Source organism: Prosthecobacter sp. (assembly GCF_044378005.1).
Lineage (GTDB): Bacteria > Verrucomicrobiota > Verrucomicrobiia > Verrucomicrobiales > Verrucomicrobiaceae > Prosthecobacter.
Window position 1 is genome coordinate 1 of record NZ_JBILYB010000316.1, and the last position, 2,902, is coordinate 2,902.

Annotated in this window: 2 protein-coding genes; both read left to right on the forward strand. The window is 63.9% G+C overall.

The genetic code is table 11. The features are described from left to right. Window positions 1–2,342: PSD1 and planctomycete cytochrome C domain-containing protein (locus AC6FTP_RS26675; RefSeq protein ID WP_497209936.1), on the forward strand; the 2,342-nt coding region annotated here is incomplete at its 5' end. A gap of 5 nt (window positions 2,343–2,347) precedes the next feature. Beyond that, on the forward strand, window positions 2,348–2,902 hold a 555-nt coding region (locus AC6FTP_RS26680), incomplete at its 3' end, for a DUF1501 domain-containing protein (protein WP_497209937.1).

The window sequence follows — 2,902 nt, forward strand, 5'->3', positions numbered from 1 at the left end:
ACTCGCGCTCAGGCTGGCAGGCGGGCGGCGACAGCGGGCCCGCGCTGGTGCCGGGGGCGCCGGAAAAGAGCCACCTCATTGAGGCGGTGCGCTACACGAACCCTGACATGGAGATGCCGCCGAAGGCGAAACTGCCGGAGAGTGAGATCGCCGTGCTGGAGGAATGGGTGAAGCGCGGTGCGCCTGATCCGCGCGAGACGGTGGCGGTGGCGAAAGCGGTGAAAAAGACCGGCGTGGATGTGGAGGAGGGTCGGAAGCATTGGTCCTATCAACCGGTGCGGGATGCCGAGCCACCCGCCGTGAGTGATCAAGCCTGGCCGCTGAATGAGGTGGACGCCTTCGTTCTCGCGAAGCAGGAGGCAGCGGGCCTTCAACCAGGACCGGAGGCCGAGGCGCATGCCTGGCTGCGGCGCGTGACCTTTGACCTCACTGGCCTGCCGCCGACGGAGGCGGAGATTCAGCACTTTTTGGCCGACCTCGAACGAGACAATCGGACAAGGGGACAATCAGACAAGGAGACGGGCATCTCATTGTCTCCCCATCCGATTGTCTCATCGTCAGGATCATCAGCGCACGAGCGCGTCGTGGACCGTCTGCTCGACTCCAAAGCCTACGGCGAGCGCTGGGCGCGACATTGGCTGGACCTCGTGGGCTATGCCGAGCAGATCGGCACGGAGGGCAAAGTCTTTGCGGAACATGCGTGGCGGTATCGCGACTACCTCGTGGAGTCCTTCCACCACGACAAACCCTTCGACCGCTTCATCCGCGAGCAGCTCGCGGGCGATCTGCTGCCTGCCACCTCACCACAGGAGCGCAGAGAAAACCTCATCGCGACCGGTTTCATCGTTCTGGGTGATGTGGACATCAACGCCATCGACAAGCTGAAGATGGAGCACGACTTCGTGGACAGTCAGGTGAGCAAGGTGGGCACCGCCTTCCTTGGCATGACGTTGGGATGCGTGCGCTGCCATGATCACAAGTTCGACGCCATCGGCCAGCAGGACTACTACGCGCTGGCGGGCATGTTCCGCAGCACGAAGACGACGTTCAAAACCCGCCACGGCATCTGGAGCAATGTCCAACGCGTGCCGCTGCCGGAGCTGGAGGAGGACCGGGCAGTCGCCCGCTCGCACGAGCAAAAGCTGGCGGGCTGGCGAAACGAAAAACAGAAGCTGGAGGCGGAGTCGAAAGCCCTTGGCGACAAACCGGATGCGGCGGGCAAAAAGCGCCTCGACGAGTTGAAAAAGGAAATCACCGCGCTCGAACTCCGCATCGGTCACGGGGAGTATTTTCATCCTGGCAAACCACAAGCCATCGCCGTGCAGGATGCGGAAAAGCCTGCCGACATGCGCCTGACCATCCGAGGCAATCCGTATGCGCTGGGCGACACCATGCCGCGTGGTCTGGTGCGTGTGGCGATGTGGGGGCCGCAGCCGAAGATTCCCGCCGGTCAAAGCGGTCGCTTGCAACTGGCTGATTGGATCGCGGATGCTCGCAACCCGCTCACCGCCCGCATTGCGGTCAACCGCGTCTGGCAGAAGCTCTTCGGCGAGGGGTTGGTGCGCAGTGTGGATTATTTTGGCACGCGCGGTGACACGCCGAGTCATCCCGAGCTGCTCGATCACCTCGCGCATCGCTTCATGAAGGAAGGCTGGTCACAGAAAAAGCTCATTCGCATGCTCGCGCTCAGCCGCACTTACCGTCTCGCCAGTGGCAACCCGCCATCGAAGGATCCCGAAAACAAGCTGCTCACCCGCATGAACCGCCAGCGGCTTGATGCCGAGTCCATCCACGATGCGATGCTGGTGGCGAGCGGACGACTTGCAGCGCCAGTCGGAGGCCCGGGCCTGCCGCTGGAGTTCCCGGAGAACATCACCGGACTTCCGCTGAAGGTGAAGCAAGACGTTCACCCGCAGTTCAGCCTCAAAAAAGAGCGCGAGTCCCAGGCGGTGGAGCGCACGCTGTATCTGCCCGTGGTGCGCACCGGCACGCAGCCAGGCACGGCGCGGCTGCGCGATGTTTTCGACTTCCCGCAGCCTGCGCAGTTCACCAGCAAGCGCAGCGAGACCACCGTGCCCACGCAGTCGCTCTACCTGCTCAATGCCGATCTCATCCGCGAGCGTGGCGAGGATCTCGCGAAGACCCTTCTCGCCATTCAGGAGGACGATGCGGCCCGCCTCGCAAGGCTTTGGCTGCGTGTCTTGAACCGCCCTATCACCGCCGCCGAGCGTGAAGACGCGCTCACCTTTCTGCAAGCCTCCAAAGCCGCCGGCGAAACCCCGGCTTGGACCGAGCTGGCCCGCGCCCTCTTCGGCACGAACGAGTTCCTTCTCCGCTTTTGATCCCCATGAATCTCTCACCCTTCACCACCACCCGCCGCGCCTGGTTGCGCCAAACCAGCGCGGGCTTTGGCGCGATGGCCCTGCATGGTCTGCTGAATGCGGCGTCCAATCCGCTCGCGGTGCGCGCTCCGATGCTCCAGCCACGGGCGAAGCGTGTCATCTTCCTCTTCATGTCCGGCGGCCCCTCGCAGATGGATCTCTTTGATCCTAAGCCGCTCATCCAGCAAAAGCACGGTAAGTCTGTGAACGCCCCGCTGCCGGAGCAGCATCGTCACGACAGCACAGCGGGACTCCTCGCCCTCGGCACCGACATCCCGGTGCGGCCTCGCGGTCAGTCCGGTGTCACGATTTCCGATCTGCTGCCGCACACCGCCGCCATCGCCGATGAGCTTTGCCTGCTGCGTGCCGTGCATGCGGACAACAACCAGCACGGCCCCGCTTTGCTCCAGATGCACACCGGAGCCATCGCCGAGGCGCGGCCCTCGCTCGGCTCCTGGGTCAGCTACGGCCTCGGCACCGAAAACCAGAACCTGCCCGCCTTTCTCACCATTCATCCCGGC